The sequence below is a fragment of the Phormidesmis sp. 146-33 genome (assembly GCF_052939515.1).
The window spans coordinates 13,528-36,499 of the sequence record NZ_JBJPHU010000029.1; the positions used below are offsets into that span (position 1 = coordinate 13,528).

Here is a 22,972-nt window from a genome sequence, read left to right on the forward strand (position 1 = left end):
GACAATCAAAGCGATAATCTGTAGCAACTTTCAGCAATGGACTCACAAATCGCGCAGTTAGTCGTCAACGGTATCTCGATCGGGACAATTATCGCGCTGTCTGCGGTGGGTCTGACGCTAACCTATGGCATTCTTCGGCTGTCTAATTTTGCCCACGGGGACTTTATGACGCTGGGTGCTTACATTACTTTTGTTCTAAACACGGCGGCAGGGGTGAATATCTGGTTGGCAATGGGGATTTCAGCGATCGCGACGATCGCTGTCGCCCTCCTGACCGAAAAGATTCTCTGGGCCCCGATGCGGGCCAAAAGAGCCACTTCTACAACGCTGATTATTATCTCGATCGGGCTGGCCTTATTCATTCGCAATGGCATTATTTTTATTTGGGGCGGCAGTAACCAAAGGTATGATCTCCCCGTTGCCGAAGCGCTTTCTTTTTTAGGAATTCGCATTCCTTTTTATAATCTTTTAGTGATTGTGTTAGCAGTCATTGCGATTGCGGCCCTGCATTATCTCCTGCAAAACACCAAAATCGGTAAAGCCATGCGAGCCGTTGCCGACGATATCGATCTGGCCAGAGTCACCGGAATTAACGTCGATCGCGTTGTGCTTTGGACGTGGGTCATCGCAGGCGGAATGACGGCCCTGGGAGGCAGTATGTTGGGTCTGGTCGAAGCGGTGCGCCCAAGTATGGGATGGTTTCTAATTTTGCCGCTGTTTGCGTCGGTAATTTTGGGCGGAATTGGTAATCCTTATGGGGCGATCGCGGGTGCCCTGGTCATCGGCATTGCCCAAGAAGTTAGCACCTACTTTTTGCGCCCAGAATACAAGCAGGGAGTGGCCCTTTTGATCATGGTGCTGGTGTTGTTGGTGCGTCCGCAAGGTTTGTTTAAGGGGACGATGTAGGCGGATCAGGTCGCCTTGAAGAATTGAATTACAAATTCAGTCACACCGTCCCGATGAGGAGCCGCTAACCGTTGAGTTTTTTGGACAGCAGTTGATTGGTTAGTTTGGGGTCAGCCCGCCCGCCTGTTTGCTTCATGACTTGACCCACAAAGAATCCTAACAGCTTTGTTTTGCCACCGCGATAGGCTTCCAGTTCTTTAGGATTGGCAGCAATGACGGCCTCGATCGCCGCTTCGATCGCTCCCGTATCCGAAATTTGCACCAGTCCTTCTCGTTCGACGATCGCCCTGGGTGAGCCGCCTTTGGTCAGCAGTTCGGGGAGGATGTCTTTGCCGATTTTGTTGCTGATCGTGTTGGCATCAATTAGAGCAGTCAATTCTGCCAGAGCGTCTGGAGTGAGCGGCAGATCTTGAATGCTTTTCTTCTCGGTGTTGAGATAGCCGCTGATGTCGCCCATGATCCAGTTTGCAGCTTGTTTGGGATTGGCCTTAGCTGCAACGGCCGCTTCAAAATAGGCGGCGATGTCTCGATCGTCCGTCAACACCCGCGCATCATAGGCCGACAGCCCAAACTCATCTTCATAGCGATGGCGTTTTTGATAAGGCAGTTCAGGCAGTTCATTGCGCCACTGGTCTAACTGCTCAGATGTGACTTCGATCGGGCCCAAATCCGGCTCAGGAAAATAGCGGTAATCGCTGGAGCCTTCCTTGATTCGCATACTGATCGTGCGTTGTGATCCTTCTTCCCACAGTCGCGTTTCTTGAAGGATCTTTTCTCCGGTCTCGATCGCGGCAATTTGTCGTTCAATTTCGTATTCGATCGCACGTTGAATGGCATTGAACGAATTCATATTTTTGATTTCGACCTTGGTGCCAAACTCGGCTCGACCAACGGGACGCACTGAAATATTCACATCGCAGCGCAGTGACCCTTCTTGCATGTTGCCATCGCTCACGCCCAAATAGCGCATGATTCGCCGCAGTTCTTGAGCATATTCGGCCGCTTCTTGCCCCGATCGCAGATCCGGTTCTGACACAATTTCAACTAGTGGCACGCCCGCCCGGTTGTAATCGACGAGCGAATAGGTTGACCCAGACAGTCTATCGCTGCCGCCATGCACCAGTTTTCCAGCGTCTTCTTCCATGTGCAGGCGAGTCACCCCAATGCGTTTGCGAATGGGCTTGCCCTCTGCGTCAGGCAGTTCGATCTCTAGCCAGCCATGTTCGGCGATCGGCAGGTCAAATTGAGAAATCTGATAATTCTTAGGTAGGTCAGGATAAAAATACTGCTTGCGATCGAACTTACTATAAGGTGCAATCTGACAATTGAGCGCCAGTCCCGCTTTGACCGCATACTCCAACACTTTCTGATTGAGCACAGGCAACACCCCCGGCAGTCCCATACAGATTGGGTCAATGTGAGTATTGGGGTCGGTGGTAAATTTTGCAGAGCTATCGGAGAAAATCTTGGTTTCAGTGCTTAACTGACAATGAGTCTCTAGCCCGATCACCGCTTCATACTGTGTTTTGGTTGGGGCAGCAATGGTCATAGAATCCTTCCCATATCGTGAAAGCCATACACTATTATTGTAACTTCAAGCGTGAGAAGGCTCTTCAAACTCTGACCCTCATCCCTCATGCGTCTCCTAACGTTTCTCACAAAATTCTGCTTAAGATAGTCAATAGAACCGACACAGAAGGGTTTAATAGAAAAGTTCCCCACTTCTGACTTCCACGGGAATTGAGGAAGATCCCAATGCTTGTTTGCCCTCAGTGCCAATTTGAAAATCCTCACACTAACAAGTTTTGTCAAGAGTGCGGAAGTTCTTTGACCGAAAAAGCTTGCCCTACCTGCGGGACGATCGTATCCCTGAGCGACCAGCGCTGTCCCAAGTGTGGCACCGTCACCGGAACTCTCTGGTGGGCGATTTTGTCAAACCCGTTGGATCAAACGCGGCAATCAGACTATCTGGATGTCGATCGTCGCTATCAGATTCTTGAACCCTTGCCCGATGCTCCCTCAGCCGTGAAGGTTCTTGATTTGCAGCCGCTACAGCTATCACCTCTAGAGACGCTGATTGCACCAGTGGAGGATATCTCTGAGCTTCAAGCCGTTGACCCCAGTGCAGAAGCGTTGAGGTCGGTGATCATTTCGCCCCAGGTTCAGCTTTATCTAGACGTGCGATCGCAGATCAATCAGACCATTCCTCAAGTCCACGATGCCTGGAAAACGGAGCATCAAGAAGTGCTGCTGGTCGAAGATCGCTCTTCCCTACCGTCTCTTGCGACTTACCTCAAGTCACAGCCTGCCATTCCGCTTCTGCAAATTTTGCACTGGTTTCACGAGATGCTGGACATCTGGGACGCTCTGGAGCCATACCACGCTCGTCAAAGTCTGCTGGACTTGCAAAATTTACGCCTCGACGAAGACCAGGCACTCTGTCTGCAATGGCTATCTGGGGAGTCAGAACCCGCACCCAACTTGCAAAACTTAGGAGGAGTCTGGCAATTTCTCTTAGAGCAACTTTCTCAAACTCAATCGGCTGCTCTGCATCTGCTGGTTGTAGACTTGCAAGTCGGTAAACTTGAAACAACGGACGTGCGATCGCGACTCGAAACGATTGCCCACGATTTTCAAATCAGTCTTACGCAAACCGAAACTATGCCTGACCCCCAAGAGTTTTCGCCTGATGACACGACCCTGCCGTTAAGTTCCGACGAAGACGGGGACGACAATTTTGCCCAAGCTGTGACCCTGCCTCCCGACGTTGAAGAGGACTCAGATGGGGACGATATGCCTACGATCGTTCTGCCGATGCAGCTATTCAGTCTGGATGATGCCGGACGCACCGACATTGGTCGCCAGCGCGATCACAACGAAGATTGTTTTTGCATCAATACACGGGTGATGAAGGCGCAACTTCCGGGAGGTAAAACCGTTCGGGCGCGAGGGCTATACGTGCTTTGTGACGGAATGGGCGGTCATGCCAGCGGGGAAGTAGCCAGCCAGTTGGCGGTAGACACCCTCAGAGAGTTCTTTCAAGACTTCTGGGAAGATGACGCGACGGGGCTACCCTCTAAATCGGTGATCCAGGAAGCGGTGCAGTTGGCAAATAAGGCGATTTTTGATGTCAACCAGCAGAATGCGCGATCGGGCAGTGGCAGAATGGGCACCACAATGGTGATGATGCTGCTTCACGATACCGAAATTGCGGTTGCTCATGTAGGAGACAGTCGGCTTTACCGCTATACGCGCAAACGACAGTTAGAACAGATCACTCTGGATCACGAAGTTGGACAGCGAGAAATCCAGCGAGGAGTTGAGAAAGAAATCGCCTACGGTCGCCCCGATGCTTACCAATTGACTCAAGCGCTAGGGCCGCGAGATGAGCATTTCATCAACCCCGATATCCAGTTTTTAGAACTCAATGAAGACACTTTGATCATCCTGGCTTCTGATGGTTTAACGGACAATGATTTGCTGGAGAAACACAAATTGACTCACCTTGATCCCTTTATCAGTTCACAAGCCAGCCTGGAGCAAGGAGTTGGTCAACTCATCGATCTTGCTAATGAGTACAATGGTCACGACAATATCACGGCCGTAGTGATCCGTGCCAAAGTCCGACCCAATTTGGATCATTTGAAGTAAAGCGTTCTGAGTTCTAGTTTTGATCGATCCGTTTTATTGACTCAAACCTAGTGGACTGTCAAGGTTGAAATGAGGGGTAAAGCCGTTTGAGTTTAACCCGTGCATCTTCAGTGGTAAACCGCCAATCTATCGTTCGCAATTGCGTATTTCTGCGCTGTTCCCAAGCCAGTGTTTCTCGTTGCAATGCAGGTTGGTCGGGAATGCGACGGTCGAGACATTGGCGGGCTAAAACACTGAGTTCAGTTTCTGCCATATTGAGCCAACTACCATGAACAGGCGTGTAGTGAAATTCCAATTTGTCAAGAATACGTTTGGCTTCTTGGGGTTCAAAGCTGGCATACAAAGCTGAGGGGTCATGAGTGTTGAGCTGATCTTGAACAACTGTGACCCACTCCGCATCCGGGTAACGCTCATCGACCAAGTATTTCATTGGCTGAACATAATCTTGCTTGGTGCGGCGCTCGGTGACTTCCACATGTCTCCAACCCGCTAAAGGTTCGACAAACATAAATAGATTGCGAACCCCGTTGCGCTCATATTCGCAGTCATATCGAGGCGGGTGACCCGCTTCAATCGGCAGAGGGACTTGTGTTTCTTTGACCAACTGTTTGCTCGTTTCGTCAAAACAGACCACAGGGTAACGAGGGTCGTAGGGACGGGTGTACACGCTCAACACATCCTCCATGTAATAGACAAACGTTGCATTCGCTTCGGGGGGAATCACCCAGCATTCTCGCAACCAGGGCTTGAGGTCGTTTTTTTCAGCGTTTGACGCACGGTCTCATGGGATACACTCTCGACATACTCCAATTCCACCATCCGGTCTGCTAACAGACGCAGGCTCCAACGCGCCTGTCCTTCAGGGACTTCACCACAGGTAATGGCAATCAGATGAGCTTCTTGCTCTCCATCTAAGCGTCGAGGCTTGCGTTGTTGCTGCACTTGCCGACTGAGAGCTGTCTCTAAGTTGGTTTCGACAAACCGCTGCCGCACCCGCTCAATGGTGGCAACACTAAGGTCTAAGGCTTGGCTAATGGTCTCATCCGTCCAACCACCGCCCGCCTGATTCGTGTCGGCTTTGAGCAAAATCCGGGCATGGTTCATTTTGTAAGCAGGGGCTTTGCCAGTGCTGGTAGATTGCTCCAACGCTTCTCGCTCTTCAGGTGTCAGAGAGACGATATATTTCTTTTTTGCCATGATTTTTGGTTGAAGGGGCACCTGCTCAAATTATCAACCAAATTACCCCTCAAATCAAAGCTGACAGTCTACTAGAACTCAACTTTTTGTCGTAACTTTTTGGAGTATTTGGCGAAAGTAGGCTTACTCTTTTATTCTTCGCACAGAGTTGTTACAAAACTCATGCTGAGGTCTACTAATCTTCTTCCCAGCTATCAACTGATAACAGGTCACTAACAGGGTCTTGCATGGTGAAGTCAAACGCCTGGAGTTCTTGTTTCCAATAGGCCCATTCGTCTCCATAGAGCAGGGCAATCTTCCACAGGCTGTCGCTGGGTTTGAGCAGTTTTGAATCGACGAGCGATCGCACTTGGCGTTGCAGCTTAACCATCGGGTGAGCTACTTGTTGAGTCATACCGTCTTTGATCATGATTAGGTTGTGTAAAAATCTAAGTCAGCCTTCTAAAAGTTCCTGAGCAATGCGTAGGTAGTTGCTTAATCAGAAAGCGGCTTTTCAGCTTCTAATGTTAGCGTATTTGGTGAGCTTTGTGGCAAGTAATTTTTTTGATCCGCACCTTTAGATCCGTTGATGAATCTATCTGTAATAATCGTGAAAAATCACGGATAGTCTAGCATCTACAGGAAGAAGGATTTTATTTACTCAGTCACATAGCGTACTTCTAAGCTTTTTTGTCTAAGTCTGCTAATGGCTCTGCAATCGTTAAGGGTAGCGCTGTGGGTCAAAGGTGAGTCAGACTTTTTTTCGTGGCTGAGATAGTAGGGTGAATAGCTTGAGCGATCGTATCGTGAATCTAAATTACAATACTCAGCAACTCAACTGACTAAGATAAAAAAACGACCATCATCTACTGACAGCCGCTTGTAAGTTCAGGGAATGATTTAGGAAATTTAAATTGAGTCTAGGCAACCCCTACTAATTTGTGTTCTGGATTCATTTGTAACACTGACGACTCAGCCGGAATGATCGAGAAATCAATGGCTGAATGTGGATCAACGCCTGATGCGGCGGCTAGATAGCGTTCTGCGATCGCATTCACAATCGGCATCTCTCCAAAGGCTCGGCCATCGACCGATCGGATCGGCGTAATTTCAGCCAAAGTCCCCACCAACGCCATCTCGTCTGCAATGATCAACTCAGTGCGATCGATCGGTCGCCGCTCAAACGGAATCCCCATTGAGTTGCACAACGCTTCTACAATATCGATGCTGATACTTTCTAAGGCACCTTCCCAGGCGGGTGGCGTAAACACTTTGCCATCGCGCACAATGATTACACAAGAAGAAATGCCTTCAGCGACTCGCCCCGCCTGATTGAGCAAGATCATGTCAGAATAGCCGCGATCGCGTCCTTCAATCTTCACAAATCGCGCTACTTGATAATTTGTGCTGGTTTTGACTCGACAGGGAAGGGCGAGATCGGTGGCTCGTTGCCAGGGGCTAATGCCAACATCCATTGGGGCCGGGCGCTCTTTTGGGGTGTGGTAGGCCGTCAACACTAGATTAGTCGTGCTGTCTTCGCCCCAGTGGCCTTCGTCTCCATAGAGTGTGGCGCGTACCCACATATTTTTGTCGTGTTTGTAGAGTTGTTTTACCAGTTCGTGAGTGGCCTGTTCAAATTCTTCGTAGCTCATTTCAAAAGGCATGTACATGATCTTGGCAGAACGCAGCAAGCGATCGTAGTGTCGTCTCATCGCTACAATGCCAAAGCTGCCGTCAGGTTGCCAATAGCCTTTTAGACCTTCAAAAACATTTAGCCCCCGCAAGACGGCCTCGCTTGAAATGTGAAAAACAGCCTCTTCCCACAGACAGACTTTCCCGCCAAAGTAGACATATTTGGGTTTCTGTAGCTTTGTTGATAAGGTCATAGGGTCTGATTCCTTCAGGTAAACAGGAGATGAGTGAACCGGATTGTAAAGCTGAAAAGAGATCGTCCTGGGACACTGCTCAAACAAAAGGGGGGCTTTTGAGACATTCGCTGGACTGGCAACTCTGAAAGGGGTCAAGTCGTCTGGTTGGGTCTAGAGGTTAAGCACTCCAAAAAATCCTCCGAGTTTCTCCGCAGAGGGGGAGTTAGTTAATTACTCCGTATCATAGTTACGCCAGAATAATTACTGATGACTAAAGTTGAGAACTTTATGGAATTCTTAAGGAAAACCTAAAATTATAAATTTATTATTTCTCACAAGTTGAATTAGACAGAAAAAGCAACTTCTAAATTGGATGAACTGCTTGCAAAATATGGCTTACTCAATCGTTTTTTTAACTGTTCATCCATTCATATCTGTCTAAAAACGTCATAGATTAATAACGATGTTTACTCAAACAAAAATGTACTCAATCAGGCAAGAATGAACGCTCAAATTTCCATTCTCTTGCTCTAATCAGCTTTTACAACTTCTCAAGTCTCTATTCAAAGCGTCGCTAAACTGCGATCGTCGGCATATCAAACCGAATATTGGATTGTCTGAAGCGATCGAGGGCCTCACCAAGACGATCGCAGTCCGCAATCAAGCTAATCCGCACATAGCCTTCGCCTCCCGCTCCAAAGGCGTTTCCAGGAGTCACGACTACACCCGTTTTCTGCAACACAGACAGCGCAAAATCAGTCGAACCCGTACCCGGAGGACAGGGAATCCACAAATACATCGTGGCTTTGGGGGTAGGAATCGACCAGCCCAAGTCTGCCAGACCTTTGATCAAGAAGTCTCGTCGAGTGCGGTAGCGATCTTGCACTTCAACCAGGTACTTGTCTGGAAGCTGAAGGGCCGTTTCTGCGGCAGTTTGCAGCGCGGCAAAAATTCCGTAATCCAGATTGGTTTTGAGCGTGCGTAAGCCTTGAATCACATGCCGATTGCCGACGACAAATCCGACGCGCCAGCCTGCCATATTGTAGGTTTTGGACAGCGTATGAAACTCAACGCCAATTTCTTTGCCCCCCGGAATCTCAAGCAAGCTGGTGGGCTGATAGCCGTCAAAGGCTAATTCTGCATAAGCCTGATCGTGGACGAGCAAAATCTGATAGCGACGGGCAAAGGCGACAACTTCCTCAAAAAATTCACGCGGGGCGGTAGCCGTTGTGGGATTGCTGGGATAGTTGAAGTAAAGGATCTTGGCACGTTCGGCAATGCGATCGGGAATCGCCGCCAAGTCAATCAACCAATCCTGCTCCGCCTTGAGAATCAACGGATAAATTTCTCCACCTGCGATCAGCGGCCCGCGAAAATGGGGCGGATAAGACGGACTCGGCACCAAAACGACATCGCCTGGATTAATATAAGCCAGCGCCAGGTGAGTGAGTCCTTCCTTGGAACCTAAGAGGGGCAACGCTTCACCGTCAGGATCGAGATCCACTGCATAGCGACGACGATACCAATCTGTAATCGCTTTTCTAAAGCTGGCAGTGCCTTCAAAGGGAGGATAGCCGTGATTTTTGGCATCCTGAAGGGCCGCGCTGGCCGCCTCAACGATCGGAGCCGGAGTCGCCCCATCAGGATTGCCCATTCCCAAATCAATTAAATCAACCCCTTGCGCTCGTGCATTTGCTTTCAATTCATCCAGCCGCGCAAACACGTAGGGAGGCAAAGATCGCAGACGATCGGCGGGGGTAATCCAATTTAGGCTCATGATCAATGGGTGAGGAGTGAGGAGTGAGGAGTGAGGAGTTAACGAAAGGGGTAACTTACCCAAACTGCCTGTCTGAGTTAGGTATTTTAACCTGGAATAGATCCCGATCGACCATCCTCACGGCTCACACTTTTCTCCTCACTCCTCACCCCTCTCTCCTCACCTCTTCCACAAGGCGCTGTTGTTGAAACCATTGCGGCCATCAGTTGGGCTGGAGTCACGCTAAAGGGTAGACGATGAATGTCAGAAGTCTCGGCGCAAGCGATCTCGGCGGATTTTTGAAGGGCGACGATCGTTACGCTTTCTAGTCCCAACTCTGTCAACGTTTGTGGCAGTCCAATTTCACGGTAAAACTTCAACAACTGCTGGCGGGCTGTGGCGGCTAACTGGTTGCCCTGGATCATTTCTTCGAGACGAAGCTGTACCAAAATCCCAAACGCAACCTTTTCACCGTGTAGGGTTCCATGACTTTCGAGCAGGTGCGTTAAGCCATTGTGAACGGCATGAGCCGCGACGGTTCGACATTGTGCGCCGCCGATTCCCCCGATTACGCCCGCCATCAAAACGGAGGCATCGACGACTTCGCGCCACGGTTCGCTACCGGGTTGTTGGAGAGCGATCGCTGACTTTTGAAACAAGATATCTCGCAGCACTCGCGCCTGTTGGACGGCAGCAATCAGAAAGGTTTTTTCAGAGTGACCGCTACTGACCGAAGCCTCATACCATTTGGCGATCGCGTCTCCAATCCCGGCAACCAGCGTTCTTTGGGGTGCAGTGGCGATCAGGTCATAATCTAGAATCAGTAAGTCAGGACATTTTGACAAACTCACGTCATACAAAAACGCCCCTTGTTCTGAGTAAATGTTGGAGAGGGCAGTCCAGGCGGCACAGGTAGCCCCGGAAGTTGGAATCGTGACGATCGGCAATTCACCTTGAAAGGCTAGAAGTTTAGCGGCATCCAACGCTTTACCGCCGCCAATTCCAATAATCAAATCAGCTTGATGATCAATGGTCGCCTGTTTGAGAGACAGAAGCGCTTTTTCGCTGCAATCTGCGCCATAAGAAGCTTGAGCGATCGACAGCTTTTGCGCCTCCAAAACAGAATTGAGACGAGGCTGGATCACTTCTAACGTACGATCGCCTCCTACCAATAGCGGACGAGATCCCAATCGAGCGATCGTTTTACCCATCTGCTCCAACGCTCTTACCCCTCGAACGACTTGAGCAGGAGCGATCGCCAGCGAAATCAAAGAATCAGTTTGAGTGGACATTTGAGCTTAACGGATCACAAAGACAACGGTTTATGGTTGAGATTTTTGGAAGGGCTAAGGATTAGAGTTTCAAGCTTTTGCCTGCGGGAGTTGAGCCAGGTTTTCGCGGTAGATCTTAATGGTTGCCTGATCATCGTCTCGAACGGACAGCGATCGCTGAATTTCTCCGATAAACAACGGCTGAGATAAACCTTCTCTGGGATGCAAAATCGTCCGCGCTCGAATCAGCAGGCGATCGGCTCCTTGAGACAAGCGACCTGGAGAATACAAATCGGCGGAAGCTTGACGCAGGGTGGCTTCTAACTGCGGCTCCGTAACCGTCGGCGGCACAGCAATCACCACAACATCAGCCGACTGGTCATAAATTCGAGAATAATGCACCGCACCCGGAATCGACGGACGCGCATGGAGACCCAAACTTAGCCCAAAAATTCCCGCCGTCAAGACCCCCATAAATCCAGTAATCCCCACCAATCGAAAGCGAATTCCCCATTTGAACAAAAAGGCCATCACAGTCAAGACCGCCAGCGCGATCGTCAAAATTCCTGCCCATTGGGTTCCGGTAATCAGTTGTTGAGTTTCAAACATGGCAAGGCGTTTTGAGGGTTAAATTAAGCTTGAATTTGAGGCTATTCGTTGCTGACAGCGACAGGCGCGTTTGAAGCTTCGAGGGCAGCTTTCATCGTATGCCAGGTCAGCGTTGCACATTTGATTCTGACAGGAAACTGAGAAACGCCCTGCATAACATTGAGCTTGCGCTGCTCCGTCGAAAATTCGGCTTTGCCCAACATCATATTTTGAAAGCGCTGCACCATTTCTAACGCTTCGTCAGTCGCTTTACCGCGCAGAGCCTCCGCCATTAGATCCGCCGATGCCATTGCGATCGCGCAGCCTTCTCCTTCAAATTTCACATCCTCAATGCGATCGCCCGTCTCATTAAGCTGTACGGTTAGCTCGATCGTATCTCCACAAGAAGGGTTGTGTCCCCGCTGTTGACGGTGAACCGGATTCGTCACCCCTTTGTGTTTTGGCTTCTTGTAGCGTTCAAGAATGACCTGTTGATAAAGGTCGCGCAGGTTCCCCAAAGTCATGGCTTGGATTTGTAAATGGATGTTTCATCTTTCTTCACTCTAGAAGTTTTTGAGCTGTTCTGTCATAAATCGCGCAAGAAAGAGACATTCGACCAGAGACATTTAGACCGAAGTCCAAAGTCCAGAGTCTGGAGTTAGTTTGGATTCTCTTAAACCCGATCGCTATCTAAATTTGGTACTCTATCGAAATAGTCTTGGGGAAGAGAGCGTGGATATTCAAATTGGCAGGGGCAAAACTGCTCGTCGAGCATACGGAATTGACGAAATTGCGCTGGCTCCAGGACAACGAACCCTCGATCCAAAGTTGGCCGATACTCGGTGGAAAATTGGCGGCATCGATCGCGAAATTCCGATCATTGCCAGCGCGATGGATGGAGTCGTCGATGTAGAAATGGCCGTCTTATTGTCAAATCTGGGAGCATTAGGCGTTCTCAATTTAGAAGGGGTACAGACGCGCTACGAAGACCCCAACCCGATTTTGGACGAAATTGCATCAGTCAGCAAAGACGAATTTGTCACCCTGATGCAGCGACTCTACGCCCAACCGATCAAACCTGAACTGATCGAACAGCGCGTCCGAGAAATCAAAGAGCGCGGTGGCATTGCGGCCGTTAGTGCGACCCCGGCGGGCGCGGCTCAGTTTGGGCAGGTCGTCGCTAAAGCAGGAGCCGATTTGTTCTTCATTCAAGCAACGGTTGTCTCAACGAACCATTTGTCTCCTGAAGCGATCGCTCCCCTCGATCTGGCAAAATTCTGTCTAGAAATGCCGATTCCAGTCATTCTGGGCAACTGTGTCACCTACGAAGTGACGATGAATTTGCTCAAAGCAGGTGCGGCTGGCGTTTTGGTCGGAATTGGCCCCGGTGCGGCCTGTACCTCGCGAGGCGTTTTGGGGGTGGGTGTCCCGCAGGCAACGGCGATCGCAGACTGTGCGGCCGCTCGTGATGACTACTTCCGCGAAACTGGAAACTATGTGCCAGTCATTGCCGATGGCGGCTTGATCACGGGGGGAGATATTTGTAAATGTATCGCCTGTGGAGCCGATGGTGTGATGATTGGTTCCCCGTTTGCGAGAGCCAAAGAAGCGCCTGGTCGCGGATTTCACTGGGGAATGGCCACACCAAGCCCTGTTTTGCCTAGAGGCACTCGGATTCGAGTCGGCACCACAGGCACGCTAGAACAGATTTTGCGTGGCCCGGCTCAACTTGACGACGGCACCCACAACTTTTTGGGCGCACTCCAAACCAGCATGGGCACTCTTGGCGCAAAAGACCTCAAGGAAATGCAGCAGGTAGAAGTGATCATTGCCCCCTCACTACTCACCGAAGGCAAGGTGTATCAAAAAGCGCAACAGTTGGGGATGGGGAAGTAGAGGATGAGTGTCAATTCGACGCTGAAAGTTCAAGCTTCTTTGCCAAGTTCTAAACGAATTCTTAAGAGTTTTTTCAGTCTTGGCTGGAGTGACTGGTAATTCCGAATCCGTCGTCTAGAATAGAGAAAGCGGAGACGCATGTTTCCGTTCACTCCTCACACCACACTCCGCCTGAGCTTCGGTTCGGGCGGTTCCTTATTTAAACGGAGTAAGGGATGGGGGAGTTGTCAAAGAAAAGAAATTAGAGAAATCTCGACGGTTAAGACTGCAATAGAGGTCAGCTTTACCCCATACGCTGCACCCTAACCCCTCTTTCTCAATCTTCAGGATTGTATCTATTTATGTATGGCGTGAATTCTAATAGCCCCGTTATTGCTATGGTAGAATTTCGTCGAATGATATATTAGGCAAGGATTTTCAGGCATGTCAGCAGCCGCACAAGTCACAGATTCTACGTTTGATCAAGAAGTGCTTGAGAGCGAGGTTCCGGTATTGGTAGATTTTTGGGCCCCTTGGTGCGGCCCCTGCCGGATGGTGGCTCCCGTTGTCGAAGAAATCGCAGCGCAGTACGAAGGCAAAATTAAGGTTGTCAAAGTGAATACAGATGATAATCCCAGTGTTGCCAGCAAGTATGGGATTCGTAGCATCCCTACGCTGATGATTTTTAAGGGTGGACAGCGGGTTGATATGGTGGTGGGTGCCGTGCCCAAAACCACTCTGTCAAATACGTTGGAAAAGCATCTCTAGTCGCTTAATTCGCTCCAGGTCGCCCCTGTCCGAAGTTTCGTCAAACAAATCGTTACTTTACTCGCTTGTCCGTCATTTTCTTTAAGCATTGAGCATTTGAGAAAACTCATCTGCGATCGGGTGAATTGACGCTTCTGGTCATCAGGTAACTTTGCTCTCACTGCGCCTCAGCTTTCGGGTTTTGGGGCGTTTTTCAATGGAGAAGCTCAACCGATTTGCAGAATACCGATAGAATAGAATACCCGGTTTGCAGGTAGTGTTTATGGCTTCCGATCGCTCCTCTCATTCCATTGAGTCTCTTCAAGCAACGGTGAATGATCTGTTTACTCAGTTGCCCCAGTTGCGGAATGGCGACTTGATTGCTCAAGCGTTTGCGACCATTGTACGAATCGCTGGGGATGAGATCGATCGCCTCGACTGGAAGATGCTCAATGCCTCGCTGCAAGATATGGAGCGGGCTTTCAGTACGTTTTATCCCTATCGTCACGTTCGCAAGATCGCAATTTTTGGCTCGGCTCGCATTTCGTCAAACACTGAGGAATACGAGATGGCTCGTGAGTTTGCCCGCTGTGTGACGGCTCAGGGCTATATGGTGATTACGGGAGCAGGCGGCGGGATTATGCAGGCTGGCAATGAAGGGGCTGGGGCCGAGAATTCATTTGGTCTAAACATTCAGCTTCCGTTTGAGCAGGGCGCAAATCCCTTTATCGAAGGCGATCCGAAACTGGTGCCCTTTAAGTATTTTTTCACGCGCAAGGTGTTCTTTCTCAGAGAGAGTGACGCGCTGGCGCTGTTCCCAGGCGGGTTTGGCACGCAGGATGAGGCGTTTGAATGTCTGACGCTGACGCAAACAGGCAAGTCTGCCCCGGTGCCATTGGTATTAATTGACAAGCCTGGTGGCGACTATTGGCACGATTGGGCGACCTATATTGACAAACAGTTGATGAATCGCGGCTTGATTGGGGCTGACGATCCGAGTCTATACACGATTACGGATGACCTGGATGTGGCTTGTGACGCGATTTCTAGTTTTTATAAGGTCTACCACTCCAGTCGATATGTGGGCGAAAAGCTAGTGGTGCGCCTCAAGTCAGAACTGCCTGATGAGCGGGTCGAAAAGCTAAACGATCGCTTCTCTGATATTCTCGTGTCGGGCAAAATTGAGAAAAGTCGAGCGCTGCCTCAAGAAGGCGAAGATGAGACTTTGGAGCTACCGCGTTTGATTCTTCACTTTAACCAGCGCGATCTGGGCAAGCTGTATCAGTTCATCGCCGCGATCAATCAATTGGGAACGCCGCTACTGTCGCCCGAAGACTCGGCCCATCCCGAAAGAAAGTAGGAGTATGGAATGTGCTGCGCCCCTAACGAAATCCAGGTTCAGCGGGTACTTTATTTCCGCGCTAGTCCCTTAGCTGCTTTGAGGAGAACGATCGCTTTCTGACAAGTCATTCTGAGGAATCTGTGTGTCGGTGAGATGCTTTAAGCCCCAAGCCGTTATTACCTTTAAAACAGGGCGCAAACTTTTTCCCTTCTCGGTCAGTTGATAGTTCATTCGGCGGGAATGGTTACCGTAAGGCTGCTTTTCTGCTAACCCTAATTCTTCGAGCAGCTTGAGGCGGTTTGCCAAGATGTTCGTTGAGATGCCTTCAGGAGAGTCCAAAAACTCTTCAAATCGCTGCTTTCCAAAGAACATCATGTCTCGGATCACTAATAGCGTCCAGCGATCGCCAATCAGATCCAGCGTACAGGAGACAGGGCAGGTAGAGCGTCTGGGTTGGGTCATGGCTTAGAGCAAGTTGATTACTTGCATTTTACAAGCGATGCCTGCTAAAGTGCCTTCTAACTTGCAACTTAAGAGGTAAGGATGGACACAGCCAACCAGAAGCAGCCGTTTGAGGTTGAGATCAACTTATCGGTTAGAACCTACGATATTGACTTTGCAGGTGTTGTGAGCAACATCGCCTACGTTCGCTGGTTAGAAGATTTGCGCCTGGAGATGTTAGCCCACCATTTTCCATTGGATAATCTACTCAAGAGTGGCGTTGTCCCTGTTATTGTGCAGACAAAAATTGACTACAAGCAGCCCATCAAACTCTTTGACATTCCAAGCGGCAAAATGTGGATCAAGACGATGGAGTCCTTACGGTGGACGGTTAATGCCGCGATCGTCGTCAATGATAAAGTCGCTGCTCTCGGTGAGCAAGTTGGCATTTTTGTTGATGTGCAAAGCTACAAACCAATCCGCGTGCCACAAGGATTAAAGCAGAAGTATCAGGAGTTTGTCGCCTAAACAGCGCAAGATTTTGGTTTGTCAACGTGACTAAATCAACGACTTATCGCACTCTTACAAATCCAGCTTTAGCGATCGCCTCTTGTCCCTGGTCAGTCAGTAGAAAATTGGTGTAGGCTTCCCCTGCCTGCTGTTCGGCTTGACCGTTTTGCTTGATCACGACAAATAAATGGCGCGTAATCGGGTAGCTGCCGTTTTGAAACGCTTGCGTATTGATTTGGTTGCGCTGACCGCCCGGACACTGCGCCAAAAAATTGCCCTGATAGGGAGCCACAAACTGAGCGGCAGTCCGTCCGATCGCCAACGGTTTGATCGTGCATTGTGGAACCACTTCGGGCGCGGATGCAAAATAGATGCCTCCCGGTGTCGCCGCCAATCGCTGAAGGGCTTGAGTCGTGGTTGAGACAATTTGCACATCGTTGGCAAGGGGCTGACCGCCCAAAATGGTTTCGATGAATAGCTCAACAGTGCCGCCAGAGGTCGCCGATCGAGAAAACGGAGTGACTGCTAGATTGGGGCCGCCTAGTTCTTGCCAGTTTTTGACGCGGCCGCTGTAAATTGATTTAAGTTGATCGATGGTCAAATTTTGCACAGCCAAACCAGGATTGACAGCCACCGCAACGCCATCGATCGCCACAGGAATCTGTTTGAGCGTAAAGCCGCGCTGTTGGGCCTGCTGATACTCCGTTTCTAAAACCGGACGCGAGGACTGCGTAAAGGCAATCTGCCCATCTAACAGCATTTTGATCCCCAATCCAGAACTCGGCGGACTGCCCACCGGATCGACATAGCGCAAGCGAAATTCAGGTCGTGTGGATTGAATAGCGGTATCGATCGAGCCGCGAATCGGTGCCCAAGACGTACTGCCTCCATAGCTAAACAGCCCCGACGGAACGTTCTGAATCTGAGAAAAATTAGCGGCTCCGGCTTGTCCGGATGGAGGATTGAAAGACTGATTGGGCGATCGGGGCTGAGACTTTTGTGTTTGGTCTAGGTCGTAGTACATGGGTCGGGGATTGGGAGACTGATTGGGCGATTCTTGCGGAGTCAACTTGCCGACATCCACACCCGATCGCTGCGTAAACCACCAAAAACCACCGCCCAACAAACCCGCTGTAATCAATAGTGAAGCAATTAATACCGGAGTTTCGTTCTTTTGAGACATAAAATCATTGCTCAACGAGCGATAGGAACAAAATCGAACCCTGAACCCGATCGATTACCAGGAGAAACTTTCACTAACTGAATGCCCGCATTGCGATCACCTGATGGCAAAAACCGCACCGCGCCCGATGCCCCCACCGCCGAAAAATCAGCAGCCACCAACGCCGCCTGAATGCCCGATCGCGTCTGACTTTTTTCTAGCGCGCCTGCAAAGGCTTGAACGGCATCATAAGAGATCGCCGATCGCCAACTCACATCTCCTCCCCAAAGCTGCCGAGATTTGGCAGGAAACGCCGACCCCGGATTGCCGTCAATATGCCAGGGCACCGCAACGACCATCCCAGTTGCTTGCTGTCCTCCCGCCTGGAGTATCTTGGGCGAATACACATCATCACCTCCCAAAAGATTAACCCGTTGCTGGGCAGCGTCAACCACCTGAAGTGCTTTATTCAATGTCCCGGTGTTGGCAGCTAACATCAGCACTTTGACACCCTGTTTGAGAGACTGGTCGATCGCCCTAGACGCGCCAAAATCCCCAGAGGACAGATCATATTCACCAGACACGGTGCCCCCACCCAGAGAGACCGCGGTGACAAACTCTGACTTGAGAGACATGCTGTAGTCGCTCTGAGAATTGAAAAAGACGGCAAAGTTCTTTTGCTGCAACGTTTTGAGGGCGTAGTCTGCCAAGGCTCTCGCGGCTACATAATCGCTGGGCACTGTGCGAAACACATACTTGCCAAAGCCAGACAGCTTGACGGTACTGCTAATGGGCGAGATGCTGACGAGTTCTCCTGCGTTGTAGACGCTGCCTGCTGCCAAGGTGACATCGCTGGCATAGTGCCCCACCACACCGAGAATTTGAGGGTCTTGCACAAAGGTACTGGCGATTTGTCGAGCGATGCTGGCACTGTTGTCATCGTTGGCGATCGCAACTTTCAACGGCACCCCCTTCACGCCGCCTGCTTGATTGATTTCGGTTTGCGCCTGGGCTACCCCTCTGAGAATTTCGGCTGCGCCATTGGAATCAGTCCCGATCGGGACGGCGACCGCGATCGTATAAGCTTTGTTGTTGGCGATGCGGGCATTGTTGAGATAAATTAGCGTCTCTGGGGCATTGCGAGATTTTTGCAGCGCCGATTCAAATAAGGTCACTGCTTGGCTGTACTGTTGAGCTTTCATCGCCCCGGTGCCCGCTTCTTTTGCTTGAGAAAACGCGGGGTTGTCCGATCGCTCTTCTAAAAGAATCTTTTCACCCTGACTAATCCGGTCTGAAAGGGCGATCGTGGGTGCCCCATTGCTGAGTCCGATGGTTTCCCCGGTGCCCGTGTCCGTTTTTGGGCTAAACCGTTGAGAAAACCACCAAAATCCGCCACCCAGCAGACCTGCCGTAATCAACAGTGAAAGAATCAGAACGGGCGTTTCGTTTTTTTGGGACATCACATTCAACCAGTAGAGAGCAATCAAACTTAAAATTTAATCGGTGCAAACTCGTACCCTTCTGACTGAGCGCCTGGCTGCACCCGCACCATAATTGGGGCACCACTGCGATCGCCCGATGGCAAAAACTGAATTTTTCCGGTTGCTCCCATTGTCGAAAAATCTGGACTTGACAGCGCTTTTTGCAATCCGTCTCGACTGCTGTTTGATTTTAAACCTGCGACGATCGTCAACACCGTGTCATAAGACATTGCTGTTCGCCAGTTGACTCGCCCGCCCCAATACTGATTGGCACTGACCGTGAAAGGATTGTTGGCAATTGCATCGGGATGCCACGAAACGGGCAACACCAACCCATTTACGTCCGCCTGTCCCAGTTTGAGCGTGTTGATCGTATACATCGTCTGATTGCCCACTAATAGCAGCCGACCTTGATTGGTTCGGGCCACATTGATAGCAGCATCGAGTCTGTCCACTTGAGGAGCCAACAACAGTGCTTCTGCCCCACTGCTGACTGCTTTGGAGACGATTGCGTCTGCTCTAAAGTCAGGGGCCGCCAGATCACAGCCAATATTGACAAACCTTCCCCCGTCTGCCGTCATCGCTGAAATCATGTTGTTTGCAAAGGATTGACTATCGGGTGATTTGGAGTCGAGACAGATGGCGATCGCGGTTTTGCGGGCCGTCTTCAGCACATATCTGGACAACACATCCGCCGTCAGCCGACTACTGGGCACCACGCGAAACACATAGCTGCCGATTCCTGAAATGGCATCCGCCGAGCTAGTCGAGGTAATCATCGTCAGCTTTCCCTGTTCATAAATTGGGGCAGCCGCGATCGACGCATCGCTAGAGTTATGTCCCACGACCGCTAACACGCTGGCATCCTGGACGAATTCTGCGGCGACCTGTTTGGCGATTTCAGGATTGTTGTCGTCGTTGGCGATCGCCACTTCTAAAGGGATCTCAGCCCGTCGGTTTAATTCATCTTGGGCTTGAGCGACTCCTCTGAGAATTTCTTGAGAGACGTTAAGGTTGCTGCCGATCGGGACGCTGACAGCAATTTTGAGCGGAGATTTTCGATCAAGCCGCAATTGAGCATTATTCAAGTAAATCAGCGCTTCTGGATCATTACGATTGTCTTTGAGAGACGCTTTGAGCTTAGTCACGGCTGTCTCATAATCTTTTTTGGCAAACGCCTCAATTCCAGTTTGTTTTGCCTGACTTGCGTTGGCAATAATCAACAGTTTGTCACCCAGACTGACGCGATCTTTTGATTGGAGGTTGCTTCTGACTGAGGGCGACTGACCTGGCGGAGAAAACAGTCCTCTAAACAACCAGAATCCTACTCCCAACAAGGTTGCTGTGATTAGAAGTGCCAAAACCAGCAGCGTCGTTTCGTTTCGTTTAGCCATGTCGCAGACCTCGCCAGTCGTCTTTTTACATCTCTCCTCTAGGAGAGCTTTTATGCAAATCGACTTATAGACTATGGCTTCAGTAGCAGATCCGTAAATTCCTCAAGACTCTTTACTGAATCGTCAACGTCTAAAGAATATTGCTCAAAAGTTTATAAATCAGGCGAAAAACGGCTGTGACGGCGATCGCCACCAATCCCCCAAAGGCGGCCAAGATCAACACGCCCTCAAATCCATTTAACGACAACAATTTAAGCGCCGTAGACAACCCTGGGAAAATCAAAAGTACCGCCAGCGTAATCGCAATCAAAATCAGCAGATCGACTTTTTCAATAATTCGTCGCGACTGAGCTAGAACGAGAATGCCCGACAGCACCAGCCACAAACCCGCATTAATCACAGGAGACAGGGGAAGGCTAAAGAGAGCGATCGCCAACAATCCTCCCTCAAATCCAGTGAATGCGGCGTTGCCCAAAAGCTCCAAAGTCGAGAAACCGGGAACCGATCGAGGGGGCGCGATCGGAAGTGGCGGAACGGCGGGCTGAATCGGCAGCGGAGCAGATTGCTGAGTCACCACAGGTTGAACGGGCTGCGACTGAACGGGCTGCGGAGCCACCGGGGGAACAACAGGGTGCGATCGTGCCGTCAAAGCCTCCAGCACTTCGGCGGCCGATTGATAACGCTGACTGGGCTGCGGCAATAACAGCTTATTTAACACGCTGGCCAGACGGGGACTGGGTTGGGCGTAAACTTGCCACTTCCAAACATTTTTATAGGCATCAAATAATTCTTTGGTTTGCTTGCCCGTGAGCAGCATGATGCAGGTGACTGCCAGGGCATACAGATCGGTCGAGGGATAAACTTCGTCTCCAGCAATTTGTTCGGGTGGGGCAAATCCTAGCGAGTAGATGCCCGTCGAAGCTTTGCTACTTCCAGCGGCCTTGGTGGCAAACTTGACAGCGCCAAAATCAAGGAGATAAAACCGTCCGTTGCGGTGGCGCATGACGTTGGAGGGTTTGATGTCGCGATGAATGGAGCCGTTTTCATGGACAAATTGCAGCACCTTGAGCGTTTCTCTCAGCACCTCTAACACGTCTGCTTCTGAGAATTTGCCCTTTTCAGCTAACGCTTCTTCTAAATTCTTGCCGTCGATAAACTCTTGAACGAGATAGAAAAACTTGTCTTCTGAGCCTTTGTAGGGATTGGGAACCGCCAACTCAAAATAAGCAAACAGATCGGGAATCTGAGGATGCTGTGATCCAAGCTGTTCTAGCACTTCGGCTTCGCGCTCAAACAAATCTTGCGCCGTTTGTAGTTGAGTGGGTGAGAGTTGTCCCGATGGCTGAAACTGCTTGACCACACATTGTCGCAGGCCCGGAGTGTAGCGATCGCGCGCCAAAAACGCCGCCCCAAACCCACCTTGACCCAAAAGCTTAGTCGGCAGATAGCGACCCAAAAGAATTAAGGGCATCCCGCAGTGGGTACAAAACTTTTGCTGTACGGTCTTTAGCGTGGTGGAGTCGTCAAGATCGCTAAAGAAATTAATCGGTCTTGAGCAGCCGGGGCGTGTGCAATGAAGCTGCATAACTGCGGTGTGGAAGCATCCAATTCTAACTTAGCTTACCAGGGATGAAACTGGCACTATTTTTTAGTATTAATCGAGATCGGGCGTTAAGCGATTTTGATTGGAGGCCTGAAGCATTGCCCGCAGGTTTTGCGGTTCTGGATAAGGACTTTGTTTGCGCTCAAAGGCGACAGGCTGGTTGGTAAATTTGGGTAAAATTTCTCGACAAAACGCTTCGGCAGCCTTGGATCGATAGCGATTGGGGTTGATGATCACCGACAGCATTCGTTTGACGACGACATCATCAATTTTGGCGCGGTGCAGCATTCCCATTTGCAACTCTTTCTCGATCGCTGAGATCGACACAAATGACGCACCCAATCCGGCCTGAACGGCATTTTTGATGGCTTCGATCGAGTTCAGTTCCATTTCAATTTTGAGGCGGCGGGTTTCGATGCCACATCTAGCCAACACCTGATCGATGACTTTGCGAATGGTGGACTGTGAATCCAACGCGATAAACTGCAAGCGATACAGGTCGTCTTTTTGAATGACTTCTGTGCGAGCCAGCGGATGCAACGTCGGCAAAATCAGGGCCAGTTCGTCTTCGGCGTAAGGGATAATCTCTAACGTGTCTTGCAGTTCGGGAGAAATTTCGCCTCCAATGATCGCCAGATCAATCTGCCCGTTGGCTACGCTCCAGGAGGTGCGTCGAGTCGAATGCACATGAAGCTGGACGGCCACATCGGGATACTGCTGGCGAAACATCCCAATCATGCGCGGTAGCAAATAAGTCCCGGTCGTTTGACTGGCTCCAATAATGAGTGAACCGCCCTGGAGATTTTGCAGATCTTCTAGTGCCCGACAGGTTTCTTGACAAAGGGTGAGAATTTTTTCACCGTAGTTAAGTAAGAGATGTCCAGCTTCGGTGAGTTGCGCTCGTCGCCCCCCGCGATCGAACAGAGGCACATCCAACTGGCGCTCTAGATTTTGTACCTGGAGACTGACGGCGGGTTGAGAGACATATAAGCTGTCAGCCGCGCGTTTAAAGCTCCCCTCGCTGGCGATCGCTTTAAGAATGCGTAACTGATCCAAAGTAAAAGGAAGGTCAGACATACGGCTAAACCTGAAGTGTGTAAGGAGCCTGAAATAAAAGTTGACTCAAATTGAAGTTTAGAAAGCAACCTGTGAAAAACCCCCGATGGCAATGTAGAGACGACCAAAAACATCACCAATCCAT

The 22,972-nt window shown here is 50.2% G+C and carries 21 protein-coding genes; 6 read left to right on the forward strand and 15 right to left on the reverse strand.

Features of this window, described 5'->3' with window-relative positions; all coding sequences use genetic code 11:
- The first annotated feature begins 36 nt into the window (after positions 1 to 36).
- The gene (locus tag ACJ2PR_RS13775) at positions 37 to 906 is read left to right on the forward strand and encodes a branched-chain amino acid ABC transporter permease (RefSeq protein WP_446877424.1); all 870 of its coding nucleotides are present in this window, start codon (positions 37 to 39) and stop codon (positions 904 to 906) included.
- Positions 907 to 970: 64 nt separating this feature from the next.
- Here the strand turns inward: ACJ2PR_RS13775 and gatB are convergent, their stop codons facing one another.
- Complete coding sequence (gatB, locus tag ACJ2PR_RS13780) at positions 971 to 2,455, reverse strand: Asp-tRNA(Asn)/Glu-tRNA(Gln) amidotransferase subunit GatB (RefSeq protein ID WP_446877425.1); 1,485 nt, start codon at positions 2,453 to 2,455, stop codon at positions 971 to 973.
- 206 nt (positions 2,456 to 2,661) lie between these two features.
- Between gatB and ACJ2PR_RS13785 the strand changes: the two genes are divergently transcribed.
- Positions 2,662 to 4,557, forward strand: a complete 1,896-nt coding sequence (locus ACJ2PR_RS13785) for a serine/threonine phosphatase (protein ID WP_446877426.1) — start codon at positions 2,662 to 2,664, stop codon at positions 4,555 to 4,557.
- 58 nt (positions 4,558 to 4,615) lie between these two features.
- On the opposite strand, the gene ACJ2PR_RS13790 is transcribed toward ACJ2PR_RS13785, so the two are convergent.
- The 7 genes from ACJ2PR_RS13790 to sufU all read right to left on the reverse strand — a co-directional run bounded on the left by ACJ2PR_RS13790 (position 4,616) and on the right by sufU (position 11,740).
- A protein-coding gene (locus tag ACJ2PR_RS13790; RefSeq protein ID WP_446877427.1) for an IS630 family transposase occupies positions 4,616 to 5,754 on the reverse strand; the annotation gives its coding sequence in 2 pieces (ribosomal slippage) (positions 4,616 to 5,319 and positions 5,319 to 5,754; 1,140 coding nt in all).
- A gap of 175 nt (positions 5,755 to 5,929) precedes the next feature.
- Entirely contained in the window at positions 5,930 to 6,148 is a 219-nt protein-coding gene (locus ACJ2PR_RS13795) for a DUF4327 family protein (protein WP_446861764.1), read from the reverse strand.
- Between the two features lie 505 nt (positions 6,149 to 6,653).
- Positions 6,654 to 7,619, reverse strand: a complete 966-nt coding sequence (locus ACJ2PR_RS13800) for an aminotransferase class IV (RefSeq protein WP_446868608.1) — start codon at positions 7,617 to 7,619, stop codon at positions 6,654 to 6,656.
- A gap of 556 nt (positions 7,620 to 8,175) precedes the next feature.
- Positions 8,176 to 9,378, reverse strand: coding sequence for an aspartate aminotransferase (locus tag ACJ2PR_RS13805; protein ID WP_446861762.1), 1,203 nt, complete (start codon positions 9,376 to 9,378; stop codon positions 8,176 to 8,178).
- Positions 9,379 to 9,464: 86 nt separating this feature from the next.
- The gene (locus ACJ2PR_RS13810) at positions 9,465 to 10,649 is read right to left on the reverse strand and encodes an iron-containing alcohol dehydrogenase (RefSeq protein WP_446877428.1); all 1,185 of its coding nucleotides are present in this window, start codon (positions 10,647 to 10,649) and stop codon (positions 9,465 to 9,467) included.
- A gap of 69 nt (positions 10,650 to 10,718) precedes the next feature.
- Positions 10,719 to 11,237 carry a DUF2518 family protein gene (locus tag ACJ2PR_RS13815; RefSeq protein ID WP_446861760.1) on the reverse strand — a complete coding sequence of 173 codons (519 nt, stop codon included), beginning with the start codon at positions 11,235 to 11,237 and terminating at the stop codon, positions 10,719 to 10,721.
- A 41-nt stretch (positions 11,238 to 11,278) separates the two neighbouring features.
- On the reverse strand, positions 11,279 to 11,740 hold the full coding sequence (sufU, locus tag ACJ2PR_RS13820; protein WP_446877429.1) for a Fe-S cluster assembly sulfur transfer protein SufU: 462 nt from the start codon (positions 11,738 to 11,740) through the stop codon (positions 11,279 to 11,281).
- A gap of 208 nt (positions 11,741 to 11,948) precedes the next feature.
- Between sufU and ACJ2PR_RS13825 the strand changes: the two genes are divergently transcribed.
- Positions 11,949 to 13,112: a GuaB3 family IMP dehydrogenase-related protein gene (locus ACJ2PR_RS13825; protein ID WP_446868616.1), complete on the forward strand. Its 1,164-nt coding sequence runs from the start codon at positions 11,949 to 11,951 to the stop codon at positions 13,110 to 13,112.
- Between the two features lie 423 nt (positions 13,113 to 13,535).
- Positions 13,536 to 13,859: a thioredoxin gene (gene trxA / locus ACJ2PR_RS13830; RefSeq protein ID WP_446861757.1), complete on the forward strand. Its 324-nt coding sequence runs from the start codon at positions 13,536 to 13,538 to the stop codon at positions 13,857 to 13,859.
- Here the strand turns inward: trxA and ACJ2PR_RS13835 are convergent.
- Complete coding sequence (locus tag ACJ2PR_RS13835) at positions 13,856 to 14,020, reverse strand: hypothetical protein (RefSeq protein ID WP_446861756.1); 165 nt, start codon at positions 14,018 to 14,020, stop codon at positions 13,856 to 13,858. The two genes, trxA and ACJ2PR_RS13835, sit on opposite strands and share 4 nt — an antisense overlap.
- Positions 14,021 to 14,121: 101 nt before the next feature.
- On the opposite strand from ACJ2PR_RS13835, the gene ACJ2PR_RS13840 reads away from it, so the two are divergent.
- Entirely contained in the window at positions 14,122 to 15,198 is a 1,077-nt protein-coding gene (locus ACJ2PR_RS13840) for an LOG family protein (RefSeq protein ID WP_446861755.1), read from the forward strand.
- Between the two features lie 69 nt (positions 15,199 to 15,267).
- Here ACJ2PR_RS13840 and ACJ2PR_RS13845 read toward each other — a convergent pair whose 3' ends face one another.
- Positions 15,268 to 15,642, reverse strand: coding sequence for a winged helix-turn-helix transcriptional regulator (locus ACJ2PR_RS13845; RefSeq protein WP_446877430.1), 375 nt, complete (start codon positions 15,640 to 15,642; stop codon positions 15,268 to 15,270).
- Positions 15,643 to 15,723: 81 nt separating this feature from the next.
- On the opposite strand from ACJ2PR_RS13845, the gene ACJ2PR_RS13850 reads away from it, so the two are divergent.
- A complete protein-coding gene (locus tag ACJ2PR_RS13850) occupies positions 15,724 to 16,149 on the forward strand; it encodes an acyl-CoA thioesterase (RefSeq protein WP_446861753.1) in 426 nt (141 codons plus the stop codon).
- Between the two features lie 43 nt (positions 16,150 to 16,192).
- Here the strand turns inward: ACJ2PR_RS13850 and ACJ2PR_RS13855 are convergent, their stop codons facing one another.
- The 5 genes from ACJ2PR_RS13855 to ACJ2PR_RS13875 all read right to left on the reverse strand — a co-directional run bounded on the left by ACJ2PR_RS13855 (position 16,193) and on the right by ACJ2PR_RS13875 (position 22,848).
- Entirely contained in the window at positions 16,193 to 17,314 is a 1,122-nt protein-coding gene (locus ACJ2PR_RS13855) for a PstS family phosphate ABC transporter substrate-binding protein (protein ID WP_446877431.1), read from the reverse strand.
- A gap of 11 nt (positions 17,315 to 17,325) precedes the next feature.
- Positions 17,326 to 18,753, reverse strand: coding sequence for an ABC transporter substrate-binding protein (locus ACJ2PR_RS13860; RefSeq protein WP_446877432.1), 1,428 nt, complete (start codon positions 18,751 to 18,753; stop codon positions 17,326 to 17,328).
- Positions 18,754 to 18,782: 29 nt separating this feature from the next.
- A complete protein-coding gene (locus ACJ2PR_RS13865; RefSeq protein WP_446877433.1) occupies positions 18,783 to 20,168 on the reverse strand; it encodes an ABC transporter substrate-binding protein in 1,386 nt (461 codons plus the stop codon).
- A gap of 130 nt (positions 20,169 to 20,298) precedes the next feature.
- Complete coding sequence (locus ACJ2PR_RS13870; RefSeq protein WP_446877434.1) at positions 20,299 to 21,753, reverse strand: protein kinase domain-containing protein; 1,455 nt, start codon at positions 21,751 to 21,753, stop codon at positions 20,299 to 20,301.
- A 69-nt stretch (positions 21,754 to 21,822) separates the two neighbouring features.
- Complete coding sequence (locus ACJ2PR_RS13875) at positions 21,823 to 22,848, reverse strand: LysR substrate-binding domain-containing protein (protein ID WP_446861748.1); 1,026 nt, start codon at positions 22,846 to 22,848, stop codon at positions 21,823 to 21,825.
- Between the last annotated feature and the right edge of the window lie 124 nt (positions 22,849 to 22,972).

Coding starts and splice junctions, on each gene's coding strand:
- ACJ2PR_RS13850 (WP_446861753.1), top strand. CDS start 15,724: ATGGACACAGCCAACCAGAAGCAGCCGTTTGAGGTTGAGATCAACTTA.
- ACJ2PR_RS13815 (WP_446861760.1), bottom strand. CDS start 11,237: ATGTTTGAAACTCAACAACTGATTACCGGAACCCAATGGGCAGGAATT.
- ACJ2PR_RS13865 (WP_446877433.1), bottom strand. CDS start 20,168: ATGGCTAAACGAAACGAAACGACGCTGCTGGTTTTGGCACTTCTAATC.
- ACJ2PR_RS13840 (WP_446861755.1), top strand. CDS start 14,122: ATGGCTTCCGATCGCTCCTCTCATTCCATTGAGTCTCTTCAAGCAACG.
- sufU (WP_446877429.1), bottom strand. CDS start 11,740: ATGACTTTGGGGAACCTGCGCGACCTTTATCAACAGGTCATTCTTGAA.
- ACJ2PR_RS13845 (WP_446877430.1), bottom strand. CDS start 15,642: ATGACCCAACCCAGACGCTCTACCTGCCCTGTCTCCTGTACGCTGGAT.
- gatB (WP_446877425.1), bottom strand. CDS start 2,455: ATGACCATTGCTGCCCCAACCAAAACACAGTATGAAGCGGTGATCGGG.
- ACJ2PR_RS13860 (WP_446877432.1), bottom strand. CDS start 18,753: ATGTCCCAAAAAAACGAAACGCCCGTTCTGATTCTTTCACTGTTGATT.
- ACJ2PR_RS13870 (WP_446877434.1), bottom strand. CDS start 21,753: ATGCAGCTTCATTGCACACGCCCCGGCTGCTCAAGACCGATTAATTTC.
- ACJ2PR_RS13775 (WP_446877424.1), top strand. CDS start 37: ATGGACTCACAAATCGCGCAGTTAGTCGTCAACGGTATCTCGATCGGG.
- ACJ2PR_RS13810 (WP_446877428.1), bottom strand. CDS start 10,649: ATGTCCACTCAAACTGATTCTTTGATTTCGCTGGCGATCGCTCCTGCT.
- ACJ2PR_RS13795 (WP_446861764.1), bottom strand. CDS start 6,148: ATGACTCAACAAGTAGCTCACCCGATGGTTAAGCTGCAACGCCAAGTG.
- ACJ2PR_RS13785 (WP_446877426.1), top strand. CDS start 2,662: ATGCTTGTTTGCCCTCAGTGCCAATTTGAAAATCCTCACACTAACAAG.
- ACJ2PR_RS13855 (WP_446877431.1), bottom strand. CDS start 17,314: ATGTCTCAAAAGAACGAAACTCCGGTATTAATTGCTTCACTATTGATT.
- ACJ2PR_RS13805 (WP_446861762.1), bottom strand. CDS start 9,378: ATGAGCCTAAATTGGATTACCCCCGCCGATCGTCTGCGATCTTTGCCT.
- trxA (WP_446861757.1), top strand. CDS start 13,536: ATGTCAGCAGCCGCACAAGTCACAGATTCTACGTTTGATCAAGAAGTG.
- ACJ2PR_RS13875 (WP_446861748.1), bottom strand. CDS start 22,848: ATGTCTGACCTTCCTTTTACTTTGGATCAGTTACGCATTCTTAAAGCG.
- ACJ2PR_RS13800 (WP_446868608.1), bottom strand. CDS start 7,619: ATGACCTTATCAACAAAGCTACAGAAACCCAAATATGTCTACTTTGGC.